Raw genomic sequence first — 18,385 nt, forward strand, 5'->3', positions numbered from 1 at the left:
CGTGTCGGCACGTTGTCCCAGGGTGCCTCCCTTCAGCTTTATGAAGGCGGGTTGGGGCAATCGGACGCGTGGAGGACTAACCCGAAGCTAAAAGGTAAATATCATGGCTCAGGTAAATATGCGTGACCTGCTGAAGGCAGGTGCTCACTTCGGTCACCAGACCCGCTACTGGAACCCGAAAATGTCGAAGTTCATCTTCGGCGCCCGTAACAAGATTCATATCATCAACCTTGAGCAGACTGTTCCTGCCATGAACGATGCGCTGAACTTCATTCAGCAGCTGGCAGAGAACAAGAACAAGATCCTGTTCGTTGGCACCAAGCGTGCAGCGGCCAAGATCGTCAAGGAAGAAGCAGAGCGCGCTGGCCAGCCGTTCGTTAACCATCGCTGGCTCGGTGGCATGCTGACCAACTACAAGACTATCCGTCAGTCCATCCGTCGCTACCGCGATCTGGAAGCCCAGAGCAAAGATGGCACCTTTGACAAGCTGACCAAGAAAGAAGCCCTGGACCGGACCCGTGAGATGGACCGTCTTGAGCGTTCCATTGGCGGTATCAAGGACATGGGCGGCCTTCCTGACGCCATGTTCGTCATTGACGTTGACCACGAGCGTATCGCCATCAAGGAAGCCAACAAGCTGGGCATTCCTGTGATCGGTGTGGTCGATACCAATAGTGATCCGGACGGCGTTGATTACGTGATTCCGGGCAACGATGACGCCATCCGTGCGATCCAGATCTACGTGAAGGCCGTTGCCGATACCTGTGTCGAAGCAGCCCAGTCTGCCGGTGCAGGCGCTGACGAGTTTGTTGAAGTCAGCGAAGACGCTGCAGGCGCCGCCCCGGCCGCCGAGTGACGCGTCAGCTTCACGTTTGAGATGAAATGTATGCCCGGACGCGTTTCGGGCATACGTCCTACCGAATTCGGAATAGTTGAGAGGATTGAACATGGCTGCAATTACCGCTGCAATGGTCAAAGAGCTGCGTGAACGTACTGGCCTTGGCATGATGGAGTGCAAGAAAGCACTGGTAGAGGCTGATGGCAGTGTAGACGCCGCAATCGAAGAGCTGCGCAAGTCTTCCGGCCTGAAAGCCGCCAAGAAGGCTGGCCGTACCGCCGCTGAAGGCGTGTCTCTGATTAAGATCTCCGATGACAACACGGTTGCCTACATTCTGGAAGTGAACTCAGAAACCGACTTTGTTGCCCGTGATGACAATTTCATGGCATTCGCTAACGATGTCCTCGGCGTTGCCTTTGAAAAAGGCGAAACCGACGTTGCCAAGCTGATGGACGGTGATCTGGAAGCCAAGCGCGAAGCGCTGGTCCAGAAAATCGGCGAGAACATCACTGTTCGTCGCATCGTGAAGGTTGAAGGCCCGGTTGTTGGTGGATACGTCCACAGCAACAACAAGATCGCTTCTGTTGTCGCCCTGACTGCAGGTGATGCGGAAGTGGCTCGCGACATCGCCATGCACGCCGCTGCGGTGAACCCGCGCGTTGGCAAGCCGGAAGACATGCCTGCTGAAGAGCTGGAGAAAGAGAAGGAAGTCATCAAGGCCCAGCCGGATATGGAAGGCAAGCCTGCCGAAATCGTCGAGAAGATGATGGGCGGCCGCATCAAGAAGTTCCTCAAGGAAAACAGCCTTGTCGAGCAGCCTTTCGTCAAGAACCCGGACCAGACCGTGGGTGAACTGATCAAGTCCGCCGGTGGCGAGCTGGTCGGTTTCGTTCGCCTGGAAGTGGGTGAAGGCATCGAGAAAGAAGAAGTGGACTTTGCTGCCGAAGTTGCTGCTGCAGCTGGCACAAGCAAGGCCTGATCCTTCTTTCGGCACTGTGGCGTCGGCCGCAGTGCCATCTGAGTCTGCCACGTTAGTCAGGAACGCCTGGCTTTCGTGGCGGGCTTGTATCTGAGATACCCCTTTTCTGAGGAGTATGTCAGATACAAGCCTGCGACGCGTGTTACGCCGGACAGCAGCCAACAGACGAAAAGGGGATCACCATGCCGACATCATCGAAAACCCAGCCCAGATACAAGCGTGTTCTGCTCAAGCTCAGTGGCGAGGCCCTGATGGGGGAGCACGATTTCGGTATTGATCCCAAAGTCCTTGATCGCATGGCCCTTGAGATTGGCGCCCTGATCGGCATCGGTGTTCAGGTCGGCCTGGTTATCGGTGGCGGTAACCTGTTCCGGGGTGCCGCCCTGAACGCGGCCGGCATGGACCGCGTAACCGGCGATCACATGGGAATGCTCGCGACCGTGATGAACGGTCTGGCCATGCGTGATGCCCTGGAGCGCTCAAACATCCGCACCCGCGTGATGTCGGCCATTCCCATGAGTGGTATCGTCGAGCACTATGATCGACGCCGTGCAGTTCGGGACCTGAAAGACGGCGACGTGGTGATTTTCTGTGCCGGTACGGGCAACCCTTTCTTCACGACCGATTCCGCTGCCTGCCTCCGGGGTATTGAAATTGAAGCAGATGCCGTGCTCAAGGCGACCAAAGTCGATGGTGTCTATTCCGCTGACCCGCATCTGGACAGCTCGGCGGAGAAATACGATTACCTGACCTATGACGAAGTCCTGGACAAGAAGCTGGGTGTTATGGATTTGACCGCCATCTGTCTGGCGAGGGATCACGGTATGCCGCTGCGGGTCTTCGACATGAATCGCGCCGGTGCGCTGACCCGGATCGTGACCGGGGAAAAAGAAGGTACACTGATCGAATAGCAGGCTTTTCGGGGCTGATGCAGCCCCGGAATCATCGCACGGACTGATTTGACGAACGAATTGAGGATGCTGAAGTGATTAACGACATTAAAGCAGAAGCCGAGAAAAAAATGCAGAAGAGCCTGGACGCTCTCCACGGGGCGTTTAACAAAATTCGCACGGGCCGGGCTCACCCGTCGATTCTGGACAGCGTAATGGTTAACTACTATGGCCAGGAAACACCGCTGAAGCAGGTCGCCAGTATTAACGTTGAAGACAACCGCACCCTGGCGGTATCCCCCTGGGAAAAGAATCTGGTTCCAACCATTGAAAAAGCCATCATGAGTTCCGATCTGGGGCTGAACCCCGCCACCAGTGGCGACCTGATCCGTGTGCCGATGCCGATGCTGACGGAAGAAACCCGTAAGGAAATGGTCAAGCAGGCGAAAGCCGATGCTGAGCACGGCCGGGTTTCTATCCGTAATGCCCGCCGTGATGCCAACAGCATGATCAAGGAACTGCTGAAGGATAAGGAAATCACCGAAGACGATGAGCGTAAGGGTGAGGACGAGATCCAGAAGCTGACCGACCGGTATATCGCGGACGTCGAGAAGGCGCTGAAGGCGAAAGAAGAGGACCTGATGGCGGTTTAATCGCCAGGGTTGATCTGTAAGCGAAGATGGTCGGGGCACTGGTTCCCGGCCAAGCAGAGGATTTCATGACGGGAACGGTATCCGCAGAGATTCCGGTGTCGGCTGACAGGCGTCCCCGGCACGTAGCGATCATCATGGACGGTAACAACCGGTGGGCAAAACAGCACCGTCTGACCGGGGTGGCCGGACACAAGGCTGGTGTGGATGCGGTCAAGGCTGTGGTGGAAACCTGCGGTCGGGAAGGTGTCGAGGTGCTCACCCTGTTTGCGTTTTCCAGCGAAAACTGGCGCCGCCCCCAAGACGAAGTGTCAGCGTTGATGAAGCTGTTTCTCTTTGCGCTTGAACGGGAAGTTCGCAAGCTGCACCGCAACAACATCCGGCTCCGGATCATCGGTGATCGGACCGCGTTCAGCTCTGTCCTGCAGCAGCACATGAAAGAGGCGGAAGAGCTGACCCAGCACAATACCCGTATGACGCTGGTAATCGCGGCAAATTACGGCGGCCACTGGGACATTGCTCAGGCAAGCCGACAGGTTGCCGCCAAGGTGCGGGCCGGTCAGATCGAGCCCTCGGATATCACCGATGACCTTATACAGCAGCATCTGAGCATCGGAGATCTGCCGATGCCGGACCTGATGATCCGGACCGCCGGTGAGCAGCGAATCAGCAATTTCATGCTCTGGCATCTGGCCTACACTGAGCTGTATTTCTCACCGGTTTTCTGGCCGGACTTCAAAGCCGACGAGATGCGCAAGGCACTGCAGGCATACGCTGGGCGTCAACGCCGGTTTGGCCAGACCGACGACCAGATCGCTGCCAAGGCATCACAACAATAATGAAACCATAGCGACCGTCACTGTGTTAAAAACCCGAATCATTACCGCTCTGATCCTGGCTCCGATTGCCATCGGCGGCATCTTTTTTCTGCCGCCACTGGGTTTTGCCCTGTTCACCGGCGCCATCATTACACTGGGTGCCTGGGAGTGGGCCAACATGTCCGGTATTGAAGGGCAGGTCGGGCGAGCGCTCTATGCGGCCGTAACCGCGGCGGTCCTGTTTGGCCTGCTCAATGTGCCGGCCGTTGCCGTGCTCTGGCTGGCCCTGGTGTGGTGGTCGGTCTGTTTTCTCATGGTTCGCAGTTATCCCGAGGGCTCTTCGCGCTGGGGCAGTGTGCCGGTGCGGGCAGTCATGGGTTTATTGGTGCTTGTGCCGGCCTGGGTGGGGCTGAACCACCTGAGGACAGGCAGTCTTGACTTTGGTGCTGTCACCAACAGTCTCTGGGCGATCCTCTACGTATTCTGTACTGTCTGGGTTGCCGATATCGGTGCCTATTTTGCCGGGCGCGCCTTCGGTAAGGCCAAGCTGGCGCCACGGGTCAGTCCGGGCAAATCCTGGGCGGGGGTTTGGGGCGGTCTGGTCGCGGTGGGCGTCTTTGCCATTGTGGTTAGTCTGATGGCCTCGGCTGACAGCTCCGAAACGATTTTTCTGGTCCTTGCCAGTCTGGCTACGGGTTTGGTCTCTGTGCTGGGAGATCTGCTGGAGAGCATGCTCAAGCGGTTTCGGGGGATCAAAGACAGCAGCCAGTTGTTGCCGGGTCACGGGGGGATCATGGATCGGATCGATAGCCTGACAGTGGCTATTCCGGTGTTTGCCCTGATCATCACACAACTCGGCTGGCTCACCGCCGGGCAATGGTAACCATGGTAACGCGCAGCCTGACAATCCTGGGGGCAACGGGCTCCATTGGCCTGAGCACCCTGGATGTTATCCGGCGTCATCCGGACCGTTTTTCAGTGTACGCCTTGACCGCAGGCACCCGCGCCCGGGAGCTTGCGGTGCTGTGTCGGGAGTTCCGGCCCAAGGTGGCTGTTATGGCGGACCCGCAGGCAGCAAGGGAGCTGGCCGAGCTTTTGTCCGACCTTCCTGCCATCCGGGTACTCAGTGGCTCTGAAGGGTTGTGCGAGGTTGCCTCGGTAGCCGAGGCAGACACGGTAATGGCGGCGATTGTTGGCGCCGCCGGTCTGCCTCCCACGCTTGCTGCCGCGCAGGCCGGCAAAAGGGTGTTGCTGGCAAACAAGGAAGCGCTCGTGATGTCCGGCAAGCTGTTCATGGATGCGGTGGCGGAAGCCGGCGCGGAGCTACTGCCAATTGACTCGGAGCACAATGCAATTTTTCAGTGCATTCCTCCTGACCGGATCCGGGACCCCGAGGGCGCCGGCATTTCCCGAATTCTATTAACGGCATCGGGCGGTCCCTTCCGGGAGCACAGCGCCGAGGCGTTGCGAGCGGTCTCTCCGGAACAGGCCTGCGCCCACCCCAACTGGTCGATGGGGCAGAAAATTTCCGTGGATTCAGCCACGCTCATGAACAAGGGGCTGGAACTGATTGAGGCCTGTTGGCTGTTCAATACCACGCCCGAGGCGATCGAAGTCCACGTCCACCCGGAGAGTATTATCCACTCGATGGTCGAATACGTGGACGGTTCCGTGCTTGCCCAGTTGGGCAGCCCGGATATGAGGACGCCGATCGCAAATGGCCTGGCCTGGCCCGAGCGAATCGATGCCGGGGTGGCGCCGCTGGATCTGTTTTCCATTGGCCGTTTTCATTTTGAACGGCCGGACCTGGTTCGTTTTCCATGTCTGAGGCTGGCGGCTGAGGCGTTTGATGCTGGCGGTACCGCCCCCGCGGTTCTTAATGCCGCGAACGAGGAAGCAGTCTCAGCCTTTCTGGCTGGTAACCTGTGTTTTGCCGATATCCCCGTTATCATAGAGCGGACGCTGGCCGCCACGGCAGTGGCTCCCGCGGACAGTTTTGAAACCATATTCGCCAAGGATTCCGAGGCCAGGCAGCGCGCGCGGGAACAGATTGGCTTGTTAACTGTCTGAAATTCCGAGCTGTTTCTGTCTTGCCCTAGCCATCAACCGGGAATGCTATGCAGATAATCGAAACCATTCTGGCGCTTGCGCTGACACTGGGCATCCTCGTAACGCTTCATGAGTATGGCCATTTCTGGGTTGCCCGTCGCTGCGGCGTCAAAGTACTCCGGTTCTCAGTAGGGTTCGGCAAGCCACTGTTTTCCTGGTATGACCGTCATGGGACGGAGTTTGCCGTCGCGGCAATCCCTCTGGGTGGCTATGTCAAAATGCTGGATGCCCGGGAGGGACCGGTTCCCGAGGAGCTGAAGGATCAGGCATTCACTTCCAAACCGCCCTCCAAGCGCATTGCCATTGCTGCCGCGGGGCCGGTGGCCAACTTTATCTTCGCGCTCTTTGCCTACTGGCTGCTCGGCATCGTTGGCGTTACCGCGGTCGCGCCGATCGTTGGTGACGTCGCCCCGGATACCGTAGCTGAACGTATGGGGCTTCAGGAGGGCATGGAACTGCACGCCGTCGATGGTCACCGCGTGACGTCCTGGCGGGACGTTAACATGCGCTTGCTGGAGCGTGCCGGTGAGCGCGGCGAAATCGCCATCGAGGTGACGGATAACGGTGTGCGTGGAACCATTACCGGTGAACTCGGTGGCTGGCGTCTGAGCGATGAATCCCCAAATCCCCTCGGTCAGTTCGGCATTACACCCTGGCGCCCGGACATTCCGCCGGTTCTTGGAGAGATCTCCGACGGTGGACGTGCGCAGCAGGCAGGTTTGCAACCGGGGGATCAGGTGCTGGCGGTGGACGGCGAACCGATCGGGAACTGGTTTGATCTGGTAGACTTCATTCGCAGCTCTCCCCAGCAGACTCTGGCGTTGACGATCAAGCGTGAGGGCGGCGAGCGCACAATCGAGGTGACTCCCGAGGCGAAAGCCGCGGAAGAGGGGGAAACCATCGGCTTCCTGGGCGCCGGTGTGCAACCGGTGTCCTGGCCCGATGAAGTGTTGCGGGAAGTAAGCTATGGGCCGTTGGCCGCCATTCCCAATGCGGTCAACGAAACCTGGGCCGATACCCGTTTGACGCTGGTGGCCATCAAGAAGATGGTTACCGGTTTGCTGTCACCGACAAATCTTAGCGGTCCGATTACGATTGCCAGGGTCGCCGAAGCCAGCGTTAGCTCGGGATTCGAGGACTTTGTCCGGTTCCTGGCCTATCTCAGTATCAGTCTTGGTGTCCTTAACCTGTTGCCCGTGCCCGTTCTCGATGGTGGCCATATTGTTTATTACACCATTGAAGCCATCCGCGGGAAGCCGCTGTCCGAAGAGGCCCAGGCCCTAGGGTTACGAATTGGTATGACACTGATTCTCACATTAATGGTGTTTGCTCTTTACAACGACCTGATGCGGTTGTGAGAATTGCGAGCTCCTTACGCGCATTAACCAGGCGAAATATTTGAATGAGACGTTCTCTTCTAGGTGTAGCTATTGGCCTCGCTGTTGCCACGACCGGCATGAAGCCAGCTCTTGCAGATGAATTCACAGTTGCAGACATTGAGGTCGAAGGCCTGCAACGGGTATCTGCAGGTACCGTTTTTTCTGCCTTTCCCGTTAACATCGGTGAGCAGGTCGATCCCGCCGAATTGGCCGATGCGATCAAGTCCCTGTTCGGAACCGGTCTCTTTACCGATATTGAAGCCAGCCGCGACGCCGGTGTCCTGATTCTAACCGTCCGTGAGCGTCCTTCCATCAGCGCCATTGAGATTGAGGGCAACAAGAACATCGAGACCGACATGCTCATGGACGCGTTGTCGGGTGCCGGTCTTCAGGAAGGCCAGGTGTTCCGGCGAGCCACCCTTGAACGACTGGAGCTGGAAATCCTTCGATCCTACATCGCCCAGGGTCGGTATAATGCGCGGGTAACGGCAACAGCAGAAGAGCTGCCAAGGAACCGGGTCTCGATTAGTCTGGACATTAACGAAGGCACGGTTGCCGCCATTCATCACATCAATATCGTGGGCAATCAGGATTTTGGGGACGAGCAGTTGCTCGACCTGTTCGAGCTGCAGACCAGTAGCTGGTGGAATTCCATCACCAACTCGGACAAATACGCCCGCGAGCGGTTGAGTGGTGACCTTGAGTCGTTGCGCTCGTTCTACCTTGACCGTGGTTACCTGGATTTCAACGTGGAGTCCAGTCAGGTATCGATCTCGCCGGACAAACAGCAGGTCTTTATTGCCATCGCTCTGAATGAGGGGCCGCAGTACACCATCTCCGAAATCAATCTGCGCGGTGACCTGATTGTCGGTGAAGAAGAACTGCGAAAGCTCATCCCCGTGGAAGAGGGGGATGTTTTCTCCCGCGCCCGTATGACCGCGATTTCCGAGGCACTGTCGTTCCGACTGGGGCGTGAAGGCTACGCGTTTGCCAATGTGAACGCGGTACCTGAGCCCGGAGAGAACAACACCGCTGCGGTTACCTTCTTCGTGGAGCCCGGCAAGCGTGCTTATGTTCGCCGTGTGAATTTTGACGGCAACGTGTCCACCCGTGATGATGTCCTGCGTCAGGAAATGACCCAGATGGAAGGTGGTATCGCTTCTTCCGACCGCATTGAATTCTCCAAGACCCGGCTTGAACGCCTGGGCTTCTTCAAGACGGTGAACGTGGAAACCGTTCCGGTACCGGGTACCGATGACTTGGTTGACGTGAATTACAGCGTAGAGGAGCAGCCCACCGGTAGCTTGTCTGCATCTGTTGGTTTCTCCCAGGACTCCGGCGTAATCCTTGGTGCCAACGTGTCGGAGAACAACTTCTTCGGTACCGGCAAGCGGGTGTCGTTCGGTGTTAACGTCAGTGACTCCGTTAAGAGCGCCAACGTTTCCTATCTGGATCCTTACTATACGGTGGATGGAGTAAGTCGCGGGTTCAGCCTGTTTGCCCGCGAAACCGATTACGAGGAAGAGGACATCTCATCCTACCTGCTGGACGAGTACGGTGGTCGGGTCACCTTCGGTTATCCGACAGATAACATTACACGCCTGAACTTCGGTCTCGGCTACACCCGTTCCAATATCAAGGAAGGTGCCTTCACGTCCCAGGAAGTCATTGATTTCATCGATGAAGAAGGGGACTCCTTCGATAACTACTTCCTGTTCGGCAGCTGGCGGCGCAGTACCCTTAACCGGGGTGTGTTACCGACCGACGGTTACAGTCACTCGGTGTCTCTGGATCTCGCGGTACCCGGCAGTGACCTGACCTTCTATAAGTTGAGTCACAAGACCGATTTCTATCAGCCCCTGACCAGTTCGGGCCGCTGGATAGTGCGCGCCCGAACCGATATCGGCTATGGTGATGGCTACAAGGACCGAACCCAGATGCCGTTCTATGAGCATTTCTACGCTGGTGGTTACGGTTCCGTTCGGGGTTACGAGGCAAACTCACTGGGTCCGAGGGCAACCAACAACCCGAACGATCTGTCTGAGCCCGATCCTTTCGGTGGTAACTTGCTCACCGAAGGCAGTCTGGAGCTGATATTCCCGACGCCGTTTGCCGGCGACAGCCGCTCCATGCGGACGGCCTTCTTTGTTGATGCCGGTCAGGTTTTTGATACCGATCGCGGCTTCGATCCGGCTCTGGATGAAGTGCGGCTGTCTGCCGGCGTCGGATTCCAGTGGATTACCGCGGTAGGTCCGCTGGCCTTCAGCCTTGCGCAACCTCTGAACGACAAGGCTGGTGATGATACCCAGGTGTTCCAGTTCTCCCTGGGCCAGACGTTCTGACGAATGACGATAAAAATTATGGATGAAACGAGGAGAATACTGATGTCTCGAATTGTAATGATGGTTGCGGCTGCCTTGATGGCACTCTCGTTCCCGGCACTGGCAGAAACCCGCATCGGCGTCGTGGATCTTCGACAGGCGCTGTTCTCGTCAAACGATGCCAAGAGCTTCAGCGAGTCCCTGCAGAAGGATTTCGCCGGCGATGAGGCCAAAGTCCGGGAAGTGCAGGAGCAGGCGCGTCAGCTCAAGGAGCGTCTGGAAAAAGATGGCGCCATGATGAACGAGAGCGAACGTAACAAGCTGGCTGGCGAGTTTCAGGAAAAGGTCAAAGAGTTCAATTTCCTGAAGCAGCGTCTGGACAGCACCGTTGCCCAGCGTAAGCAGGCATTCCTCGAGCAGGCACGTCCGGAAGTCGACGCCGCGGTCGAAGAGTTGCTTGAAGAAAACGACCTCGATCTGATTCTCCCCAGCGAGGCCGTGGTTTACGTGAAGCCTGAAATGAACCTCACTTCTCAACTGCTTGAAAAGCTGAACCGTTAATCTTGGTGGGGGCTTCCCCGGAACGTTTTTGGAGCAAGTAATGACAGAGAGGTCCTTTCGGCTCGAAGAAATCGCCAAGGCGTTAGGAGCCGAACTCCGGGGTGACCCCGATGTTCAGGTAGCGGGGCTTGCCACCTTGCAGGCTGCCAGTCCCGGCCAGATAAGTTTTCTGGCCAATCCCTCCTACGCCAAGTATCTGGCGGACTCTCAAGCCTCGGCCGTGATCATGTCCCCGGCATCGGCCGGGGACGCCAAGACCAATGTCCTGTTATTGGACAATCCCTACCTGGGCTATGCTCGTCTGAGCCATTGGTTCGACCCTGAGCCCGTCTCCCAGCCCGGCATTCACCCGTCAGCCGTCGTTGACGCCAGTGCCCGCGTGGCGGATGACGCGTCAATTGGTCCAAACGCCGTCATCGAAGCTGACGTGGAAATCGGCGAAAAGGTGGTGGTTGGCGCGGGCTCGGTGATTGGGGCCCGGGCACAAGTGGGCGCGGGAACGGTTATTCGCCCGCGGGTAACGCTTGCCCATGATGTGATTGTGGGGCAGCGCTGTCATATCCTGAGTGGCGCTGTTATCGGGTCTGACGGCTTCGGTTTTGCGAACGAGAAAGGCGTGTGGCACCGAATTGCCCAGCTGGGGCGCGTGGTGTTGGGCAACGATGTCGAGGTCGGGGCGAACACCACCATAGACCGGGGCGCTCTTGATGACACGGTCATCGGTGACGGAGTGAAGCTCGACAACCTGATACAGATTGCTCACAACGTTCAGATCGGTGACCACAGCGCCATGGCGGCCATGGTTGGCATTGCCGGCAGCACCCGGATCGGTCGCCATTGTGTGTTCGGTGGCGCGTCCGGAGTAGCGGGCCATCTGGACATTGCGGACCAGGTGCATCTGACCGGCATGACGCTGGTTACTGGCGACATCCGGGAGCCGGGCGTCTATTCCTCCGGAACCAGCGCGGATACCAATCGGAAGTGGCGAAAGAATGCGGTGCGCTTCAGGCAGCTGGATGACCTGGCACGACGGATCAAAGAACTGGAAAAGAAATTAGAGGGCTGAGGCCGACAAGATGATGCGAATTGACGAAATTATGGAATATCTGCCTCATCGTTATCCGTTCCTGCTGGTGGATCGGGTCACGGAGGTCGAGAAGGGAAAATCGATCAAGGGATACAAGAATATCTCGTTCAACGAGTCATTCTTTCAAGGCCATTTCCCCAATAACCCGATTATGCCGGGCGTGCTGATCATTGAGGCCATGGCTCAGCTTTCCGGCATTCTTGGTTTTGTGACCGTTGAACGGAAACCGGCAGACGGCGTGGTACAATACTTGGCTGGTTCCAGTAAGGTACGTTTCAAGCGACCCGTGCTGCCCGGAGATCAGCTCTGTATGGAGTCAGAACTGATTTCCGGCAAGCGTGGCATCTGGAAATTCGAATGTCGGGCACTGGTCGACGGTGAAGTCGTGTGCGTGGCAGAGATTCTGACCGCTGAGAGAGAAGTTTGATGGCGACAAGTGACTGGTCGGGTATTCATCCTCAAGCGATTGTAGACCCATCAGCCAAGCTCGGTGGCAACGTAACCGTTGGTCCCTGGAGTTACATTGGCCCTGGTGTAGAGATAGGGGATGGCACCGAGATTCTGTCCCACGTGGTTGTGAAAGGGCCGACCGTGATCGGACGTAACAACCGGATTTTCCAGTTCTCCAGTATCGGAGAGGAATGTCAGGACAAGAAATACGCTGGTGAGCCGACGACTTTGATCATCGGCGATGACAACGTTATCCGCGAGAACTGCACCATCCATCGGGGCACCGTTCAGGATCGCGGGGAAACCCGCATCGGCAATGGCAATCTCCTGATGGCCTACGTGCATGTTGCCCACGACTGTATCGTTGGCGACAACACCATTCTAGCCAACTGTGCAACCCTGGCCGGCCACGTCAACGTCGGTGATTTTGCCATTCTCGGTGGCGGCACGATGGTTCACCAGTTCTGCAACATCGGTGCGCACAGCATGGCGGCCGGTGGTAGCATTGTGCTCAAGGACATCCCCGCGTACGTCATGGCGAGCGGTCAGTCGGCCCAGCCCCACGGAATGAACGTGGAGGGGCTGAAGCGCCGAGGATTCAGCAAAGAAGTGCTGCTCAGCTTACGTAGAGCCTACAAGGTGATCTATCGTCAGGGATTGACCACGGAGCAGGCCGTGGAAGAATTGGCCAGCACCTATCAGGACATTCCCGAAATAAGTCCCCTCATCGACTCCCTGCGTCGAGCTCACCGCGGCATCATCCGCTAACCTGGCGGGAGCCTGTTGGTGATGGACCATCCATTACACCGTGCGGTTGTCAGCAACCGCCCAATGACCTTTGGAATCATTGCCGGCGAGGCATCGGGAGACATTCTCGGTGCCGGGCTGATACGGTCGCTTCGGGCCCGATATCCGGCCGCCCGATTTGTCGGGATTGGCGGTGACGACATGATTGCCGAGGGTTTCCACTCCCTGGTTCCGATGGAGCGGCTTTCCGTGATGGGGTTGGTTGAAGTCCTTGGGCGGATCCGCGAGTTGTTCCAGATACGTGCCCGCTTGCTGGACTACTTTTTTGCTACCCCGCCGGACGTGGTGATCGGCATCGATTCCCCGGATTTTACCCTGACCATTGAACGCCGCTGTCGCGAAGCGGGTATTCCGACGGTTCACTATGTGAGCCCATCGGTCTGGGCGTGGCGACAGAAGCGGATCTTCAAGATTGCCAAGTCCGTGAACCTGATGCTCACGCTGTTTCCCTTTGAGGCCCGCTTTTACGAGGAGCATCAGGTGCCAGTGGCCTTTGTGGGACACCCTCTGGCCGATCGAATTCCCATGGTTCCGGAAACGGGCAAGGCCCGCCGGGAGTTGGGGCTTTCCGAACACGCGCCTTTGCTGGCGGTACTGCCGGGGAGCCGGGCCGGAGAAGTGGAACGCCTTGGAACCCTGTTTCTGGAGGCCGCTCGCTGGATCCAGGAGACTCGACCGGATTTGCAGTTGGTGATTCCCTGTGTAAATCGGGAGCGGGAAAGACAGGTTCGGGATCTGGTTGACGCCCTGGAAGTGAAACTACCCGTTACTATTGTGCGTGGAAAATCACGCGAGGTCATGGCGGCCTCGGATGTCGTGCTACTGGCATCCGGCACTGCGACGCTGGAAGCCATGCTGCTGAAAAAGCCGATGGTGGTGGGGTATCGACTGAGTGATTTCAGCTACGCGCTGCTGTCTCGTTTAGTCAAAGTGCCTCATGTTGCGTTGCCCAATCTTCTGGCCCGAGAGACTCTGGTTCCTGAACTGCTACAGGACGATGCCACCGCCGAGGCGCTAGGCTCTGCAGTGCTGGAGCGGCTGGAGAACCAGCAGGAGCGCCAGCGGCTGGTCGACGCCTTCACTGAACTGCATCAGACCCTGAAGCAGGACGCCGATGAGAAGGCGGCGCAAGCGGTATCTGATTTGCTGGAGGGGAGGCGAGCCTGATGGCACGTGTTGAGTTGCCACCATTTGAATGTTCCTACCAGGGCCAGTTGCTGGCGGGCGTGGATGAAGTGGGGCGGGGGCCGCTCATCGGAGCGGTTGTGACCGCCGCAGTGATTCTTCATCCGGACCGGCCTATTGCGGGATTGGCGGATTCCAAAAAGCTGACGGAAAAGAAGCGCAACGCGCTCTACGATGAGATCATCGAGAAGGCCGCGGCATGGTGTATTGGCCGTTGTGAGGCCCATGAAATTGACCAGTTGAACATCTACCAGGCCACAATGGTCGCGATGGAGCGTGCGGTTGCCGGGCTCGGGATTGAGCCTGAGTATGTGCTGGTTGATGGCAATAGGTGCCCGAACTGGCGCTGGGCCTCCGAACCGGTGGTCAAGGGCGACAGCAGGGTAAAGGAGATCAGTGCGGCATCCATCCTGGCAAAGGTTACCAGAGACCGGGAGATGGAAGTGTTGGAGCAGAGCTATCCGGGCTATGGCCTGGCGAAGCACAAGGGGTATCCGACACCGGTTCACCTCGAAGCCCTGTTTCGCCTCGGTGTTACGCCGGAGCATCGTCGATCCTTCCGGCCGGTCCAGGAGGCGATCGAGAAAACGGGCTTTTGGAAGCAGCCAGAGGCCCAGGAAACCGCTGATGCCGGGGGGCTTCATTTTCCCTCTGACTTGTTTGAAAATAGCAATTGACAGTGTGCTTGTCAGTCCTTACTATACGCGCACGTTGATCGGGGTAGTCCCGGTAAACAACCAGTTTTGATGCGGGGTGGAGCAGTCTGGTAGCTCGTCGGGCTCATAACCCGAAGGTCGTTGGTTCGAATCCAGCCCCCGCTACCATAAAAGAAAAAGGCAGATCAGTGATTCACTGATCTGCCTTTTTTGCGTTTAGGGCTGCAGAAAGTTTGTGTGACAAATAGGTGCCAGAGCTTCGGAATAGCATCGTGCGCTCGCCTTTTTATCTGAATGGCCTTTCTAATTCGCCTGATCCGCCGTCCTTCTCATAAGCATCCCCATGATCGTCAGGCTTGCTCCAGCCGCCAGCATGTGAAGCCCAAGCAAAGCCCCGAGCAGAGCCATCGTGGCTTCTGGCGAGGACAGAAGAACGATGGCCAACGCCGAGGAGATGATTCCTGCTAGCAGCAGCGGCCAAAAGGACTGGGTACCCTTGATGTGCTTCACACGGAAAGCAAACATGATCTGGATGACACTGCTTGCCGCCAGAAGTATCAGCAAAAGGGTGGTGAGAGAAATGAGTCCCGCCAGCGGATTGGCCATGAAGGTCCAGCCTAGAAAGGCCATGAGCGCGCCCAGCGCCCAGTTCAGAAGCTTACGCGCGGTTTCTTCCTTGCCAAATCCCAAGGCAATCTGAAGCGCACCACCAAGCAAAAGAAAAATTCCGATCACAGAGACTATTGCAGCAGATGCAAAGACGGCACTGAACAGAACAACAACACCTGGCGCCATGGTCAACAGCCCTAACCAGAAATATTTGGTCGAATGGTTGATTCTCACGACTGGCTCTTTTTTTTCGGTTCTATCTACGGATGGACTTTCCCCACTCTGGTGGACACTCCTGGCCTATGTTCAAAGCATGGGAGAAAGCGCTAGGAGCAACCAACGTTATTCACCCGAATTCCAGGATGAAGCGGTCCGGCAAGTAAAACCTGAAAGCAAATGGTCGATAGGGCGCTTTAGCGAACGCCTGACCGCCTGGTTACTCAAACCGATCCCAGTAGGGTGGCTCCCCGAAATAACCATCCATGAAATCCACAAAGCTACGAACCTTGCTTGCCAGCAGCTGCCGATGGGCATACACGGCATAGAGCGCCATTGGCTCTGGCTCGTGCTCTGGCAGGATAATCCGAAGTTTCCCCTCCCGGATCGCGGAGCCTGCAATAAAGGTGGGCTGGAGGGCGATCCCGGCTCCGGCGATGGCAGCTTCTACCAGCACATCGCCGTTGTTGCTGACCATGTCGCTTCCGGCATTCTGCAGCCATCGGTGTATCGACCAGGTGGCATCCACATCCATGTAGCTGTAACGAAGGTATTGATGGTCGCCTAGCGCCTCTGGTCGATCAGGTGTGCCCTGTCGTTGCAGATAGTCCGGGGAGGCGCACATGACCAGGCGGACTGGCGCAATACGTTTGGCAATCAGTGAGGAGCTTTTCAGGTGGCCGATCCGTAGTGCGATATCGAAGCCTTCCTCGAGGATATCGACCTTGCGATCGTTCAGTTGCAGGTCGATGTTCACGGCAGGGTGGGCTTTCTGAAAGTCCGTCAACAATGGCGCCATATGGCGGATGGCGAAAGAAACCGGGGCACTGATGCGCAGCAGGCCGCGCGCTTGGGTCTGCAGGTCGCCAAGCTGGTTTTCCATGTCATCAATGTCATTCAGCACTTGCTGGGCGCGCTGGTGGTAGCTTGCTCCCGCCTCCGTCAGATGAATCTTGCGGGTGGTGCGGTTCAGCAGGCGCACGCCAAGGTGCCGCTCAAGCTGGGAAACGTATTTGCTGACCAGCTGTGGGGACATCTCCATCCGATCTGCGGCGCGCGTGAACGTACCTTCGCTTACTACTGTGACAAAGGCACGCATGGCATCAATACGGTCCATTGGTTTATCCCGTCTTTCCTGTTTCTATCATTATCAATGCGATGTTGATAATTAAGCAACGTTGGTCATCTTAGTTTTTCAATTTGGCGATAGTAGAGTGACTACATCACCTGAGGCGGGAGCTTCGGGCCAAATTAACGACAGCAAGATTCGAGGGGACCATCATGACTACTCAATTCGTACAGACACTGCTCCAATCCAATGCCGGTTTCGCTGCTCTGGTACTTCGCGTGCCGGTCGGTCTGATTCTCGCCGCCCACGGCGCCCAGAAACTTTTCGCCTGGTTCGGCGGCTACGGCCTTGAAGGCACCGGGCAGTGGATGGCGAGCATCGGCCTGGAGCCAGGCTACCTGATGGCGTTACTGGCCGGCAGCGCAGAGTTCTTTGGTGGCCTGGCCCTGGCCCTTGGCCTGCTGACCCGTCCCGCTGCGGTGGTCAGTGCGATTGCCATGCTCGTCGCGATCTTCGCCGTCCACATCGGCAACGGCCTGTTCATGTCCAACAACGGCTATGAGTACGCCCTGACCCTGTTTGTGGTGAGCGTGGCCCTGGCCATTCAGGGTGGTGGCCGATTTGCCCTCGATAACGTGCTTCTCGAGCGACTCGGCAGTGCCGGGCAGGGCCAGCGGGCCGCCCTGTAACAGCCAGTGTCCACATTGCAGAAACGTTTAGGTTTGAGTTGGCGCTCCTCCAGTGTGGGGAGTGCCTTGCTGACAGGAGAACAGGACCATGCTGGTAAATGGCGCCTGGAAAGAAAACTGGCAACCGGTACAGGCGAAGGACGAGCAGGGACGTTTTATCCGACAGACGTCCCCATTCCGGAACTGGGTTACGCCAGACGGCTCCGCCGGGCCTACCGGAACTGGCGGATTCAGAGCCGAGAAGGGGCGCTATCACCTATACGTGGCGTACATTTGTCCCTGGGCCTCGAGAGCCCTGATGGTGCGCGAACTCAAAGGGCTGAAGGACCTGATCGGTGTAACGGTCGTCAATCCGCGGCTGACCGACCAGGGTTGGCAGTTCGGTGGTTACCCCGGTGCGGATGAGGACGGGCTCAACGGTGCACGCTACATGCACGAGCTGTATACCCGCGCCGATCCGACAATCTCCGGGCGGGCCACGGTGCCTGTGCTCTGGGACAAGCATACCGGGACAATCGTAAACAACGAATCTGCGGATGTGGTTCGGATGCTGAACAGTGCGTTCCGGGGCATCGTGGACAAGGGGTCGGACCTGTATCCCGAGGATCTGGCGTCCGACATCGACAGCCTCAATGCGTATCTGTACTCGGATCTGAATAACGGTGTCTACCAGGCGGGCTTTGCGTCCAGTCAGGAGGCCTATGACGAGGCTTACACCAAGGTTTTCGCGGCCCTCGACGAGCTGGAGGCGCGACTGGCAGACAGGCGTCCCTACCTGTTCGGGGATCGTCTGACGGAAACGGATATTCGCCTGTTCGTAACCCTGGTGCGCTTCGATGCGGCCTATCACGGCCTGTTCAAGTGCAACCGCAATACGTTGCAGGTCATGCCCCGTCTGCATGCCTATATGCATCGGATCCTGAAGCTCGACGGCATTGCCAGCACGGTGAACCTCGATCACATCAAGGCCGGGTATTACTCCATCAAGGCCCTGAACCCGAGCGGTATTGTACCGGCGGGCCCGGGTAAGCTCTGACCGGCATTTTCAGTGCCATGCTACAAGTGATTGCTG

At 57.5% G+C, this 18,385-nt stretch carries 19 protein-coding genes and 1 tRNA gene; 18 read left to right on the plus strand and 2 right to left on the minus strand.

Annotated features, from left to right (window positions below; genetic code table 11):
* Positions 1-103 precede the first annotated feature (103 nt).
* The 16 genes from rpsB (at position 104) to KZO34_RS15710 (ending at position 14,898) form a co-directional block, all read left to right on the plus strand.
* A complete protein-coding gene (gene rpsB, locus KZO34_RS15635) occupies positions 104-856 on the plus strand; it encodes a 30S ribosomal protein S2 (protein ID WP_219477768.1) in 753 nt (250 codons plus the stop codon).
* 91 nt (positions 857-947) lie between these two features.
* The gene (gene tsf / locus KZO34_RS15640) at positions 948-1,817 is read left to right on the plus strand and encodes a translation elongation factor Ts (protein ID WP_219477769.1); all 870 of its coding nucleotides are present in this window, start codon (positions 948-950) and stop codon (positions 1,815-1,817) included.
* Between the two features lie 182 nt (positions 1,818-1,999).
* A complete protein-coding gene (gene pyrH, locus KZO34_RS15645; protein ID WP_008170379.1) occupies positions 2,000-2,728 on the plus strand; it encodes a UMP kinase in 729 nt (242 codons plus the stop codon).
* 74 nt (positions 2,729-2,802) lie between these two features.
* Complete coding sequence (gene frr / locus KZO34_RS15650; protein ID WP_219477770.1) at positions 2,803-3,360, plus strand: ribosome recycling factor; 558 nt, start codon at positions 2,803-2,805, stop codon at positions 3,358-3,360.
* A gap of 65 nt (positions 3,361-3,425) precedes the next feature.
* Entirely contained in the window at positions 3,426-4,196 is a 771-nt protein-coding gene (gene uppS / locus KZO34_RS15655; RefSeq protein ID WP_219477771.1) for a polyprenyl diphosphate synthase, read from the plus strand.
* 22 nt (positions 4,197-4,218) lie between these two features.
* Positions 4,219-5,058: a phosphatidate cytidylyltransferase gene (locus KZO34_RS15660; RefSeq protein ID WP_219477772.1), complete on the plus strand. Its 840-nt coding sequence runs from the start codon at positions 4,219-4,221 to the stop codon at positions 5,056-5,058.
* Positions 5,059-5,060: 2 nt separating this feature from the next.
* Positions 5,061-6,245: a 1-deoxy-D-xylulose-5-phosphate reductoisomerase gene (gene ispC / locus KZO34_RS15665; protein WP_219477773.1), complete on the plus strand. Its 1,185-nt coding sequence runs from the start codon at positions 5,061-5,063 to the stop codon at positions 6,243-6,245.
* A gap of 47 nt (positions 6,246-6,292) precedes the next feature.
* Positions 6,293-7,642, plus strand: coding sequence for an RIP metalloprotease RseP (rseP, locus tag KZO34_RS15670; RefSeq protein WP_219477774.1), 1,350 nt, complete (start codon positions 6,293-6,295; stop codon positions 7,640-7,642).
* 44 nt (positions 7,643-7,686) lie between these two features.
* Positions 7,687-10,005: an outer membrane protein assembly factor BamA gene (gene bamA / locus KZO34_RS15675; RefSeq protein WP_219477775.1), complete on the plus strand. Its 2,319-nt coding sequence runs from the start codon at positions 7,687-7,689 to the stop codon at positions 10,003-10,005.
* A 42-nt stretch (positions 10,006-10,047) separates the two neighbouring features.
* Positions 10,048-10,545: an OmpH/Skp family outer membrane protein gene (locus KZO34_RS15680; RefSeq protein WP_219477776.1), complete on the plus strand. Its 498-nt coding sequence runs from the start codon at positions 10,048-10,050 to the stop codon at positions 10,543-10,545.
* A gap of 40 nt (positions 10,546-10,585) precedes the next feature.
* A complete protein-coding gene (gene lpxD / locus KZO34_RS15685; protein WP_219477777.1) occupies positions 10,586-11,611 on the plus strand; it encodes a UDP-3-O-(3-hydroxymyristoyl)glucosamine N-acyltransferase in 1,026 nt (341 codons plus the stop codon).
* Between the two features lie 10 nt (positions 11,612-11,621).
* Positions 11,622-12,059 carry a 3-hydroxyacyl-ACP dehydratase FabZ gene (fabZ, locus tag KZO34_RS15690; protein WP_219477778.1) on the plus strand — a complete coding sequence of 146 codons (438 nt, stop codon included), beginning with the start codon at positions 11,622-11,624 and terminating at the stop codon, positions 12,057-12,059.
* Complete coding sequence (gene lpxA, locus KZO34_RS15695) at positions 12,059-12,850, plus strand: acyl-ACP--UDP-N-acetylglucosamine O-acyltransferase (RefSeq protein ID WP_219477779.1); 792 nt, start codon at positions 12,059-12,061, stop codon at positions 12,848-12,850. The genes fabZ and lpxA overlap by 1 nt, the downstream gene beginning before the upstream one ends.
* A 21-nt stretch (positions 12,851-12,871) precedes the next feature.
* On the plus strand, positions 12,872-14,056 hold the full coding sequence (lpxB, locus tag KZO34_RS15700) for a lipid-A-disaccharide synthase (protein WP_219477780.1): 1,185 nt from the start codon (positions 12,872-12,874) through the stop codon (positions 14,054-14,056).
* Complete coding sequence (gene rnhB / locus KZO34_RS15705; RefSeq protein ID WP_219477781.1) at positions 14,056-14,751, plus strand: ribonuclease HII; 696 nt, start codon at positions 14,056-14,058, stop codon at positions 14,749-14,751. Before lpxB ends, rnhB begins: the two co-directional genes overlap by 1 nt.
* A gap of 70 nt (positions 14,752-14,821) precedes the next feature.
* Positions 14,822-14,898: transfer RNA gene (locus KZO34_RS15710), tRNA-Met, on the plus strand.
* 135 nt (positions 14,899-15,033) lie between these two features.
* On the opposite strand, the gene KZO34_RS15715 is transcribed toward KZO34_RS15710, so the two are convergent.
* On the minus strand, positions 15,034-15,573 hold the full coding sequence (locus tag KZO34_RS15715) for an HdeD family acid-resistance protein (RefSeq protein WP_219477782.1): 540 nt from the start codon (positions 15,571-15,573) through the stop codon (positions 15,034-15,036).
* A 202-nt stretch (positions 15,574-15,775) separates the two neighbouring features.
* Positions 15,776-16,672 carry a LysR family transcriptional regulator gene (locus tag KZO34_RS15720; RefSeq protein ID WP_219477783.1) on the minus strand — a complete coding sequence of 299 codons (897 nt, stop codon included), beginning with the start codon at positions 16,670-16,672 and terminating at the stop codon, positions 15,776-15,778.
* Between the two features lie 164 nt (positions 16,673-16,836).
* On the opposite strand from KZO34_RS15720, the gene KZO34_RS15725 reads away from it, so the two are divergent.
* Together KZO34_RS15725 and KZO34_RS15730 are read left to right on the plus strand one after the other, a co-directional pair.
* Positions 16,837-17,313, plus strand: coding sequence for a DoxX family protein (locus tag KZO34_RS15725; protein WP_219477784.1), 477 nt, complete (start codon positions 16,837-16,839; stop codon positions 17,311-17,313).
* 88 nt (positions 17,314-17,401) lie between these two features.
* Positions 17,402-18,349: a glutathione S-transferase family protein gene (locus KZO34_RS15730; RefSeq protein WP_219477785.1), complete on the plus strand. Its 948-nt coding sequence runs from the start codon at positions 17,402-17,404 to the stop codon at positions 18,347-18,349.
* The last annotated feature ends 36 nt before the right edge of the window (positions 18,350-18,385 follow it).

The sequence above is a fragment of the Marinobacter sp. F4206 genome, assembly GCF_019392195.1.
In the GTDB taxonomy this organism is placed as follows: domain Bacteria; phylum Pseudomonadota; class Gammaproteobacteria; order Pseudomonadales; family Oleiphilaceae; genus Marinobacter.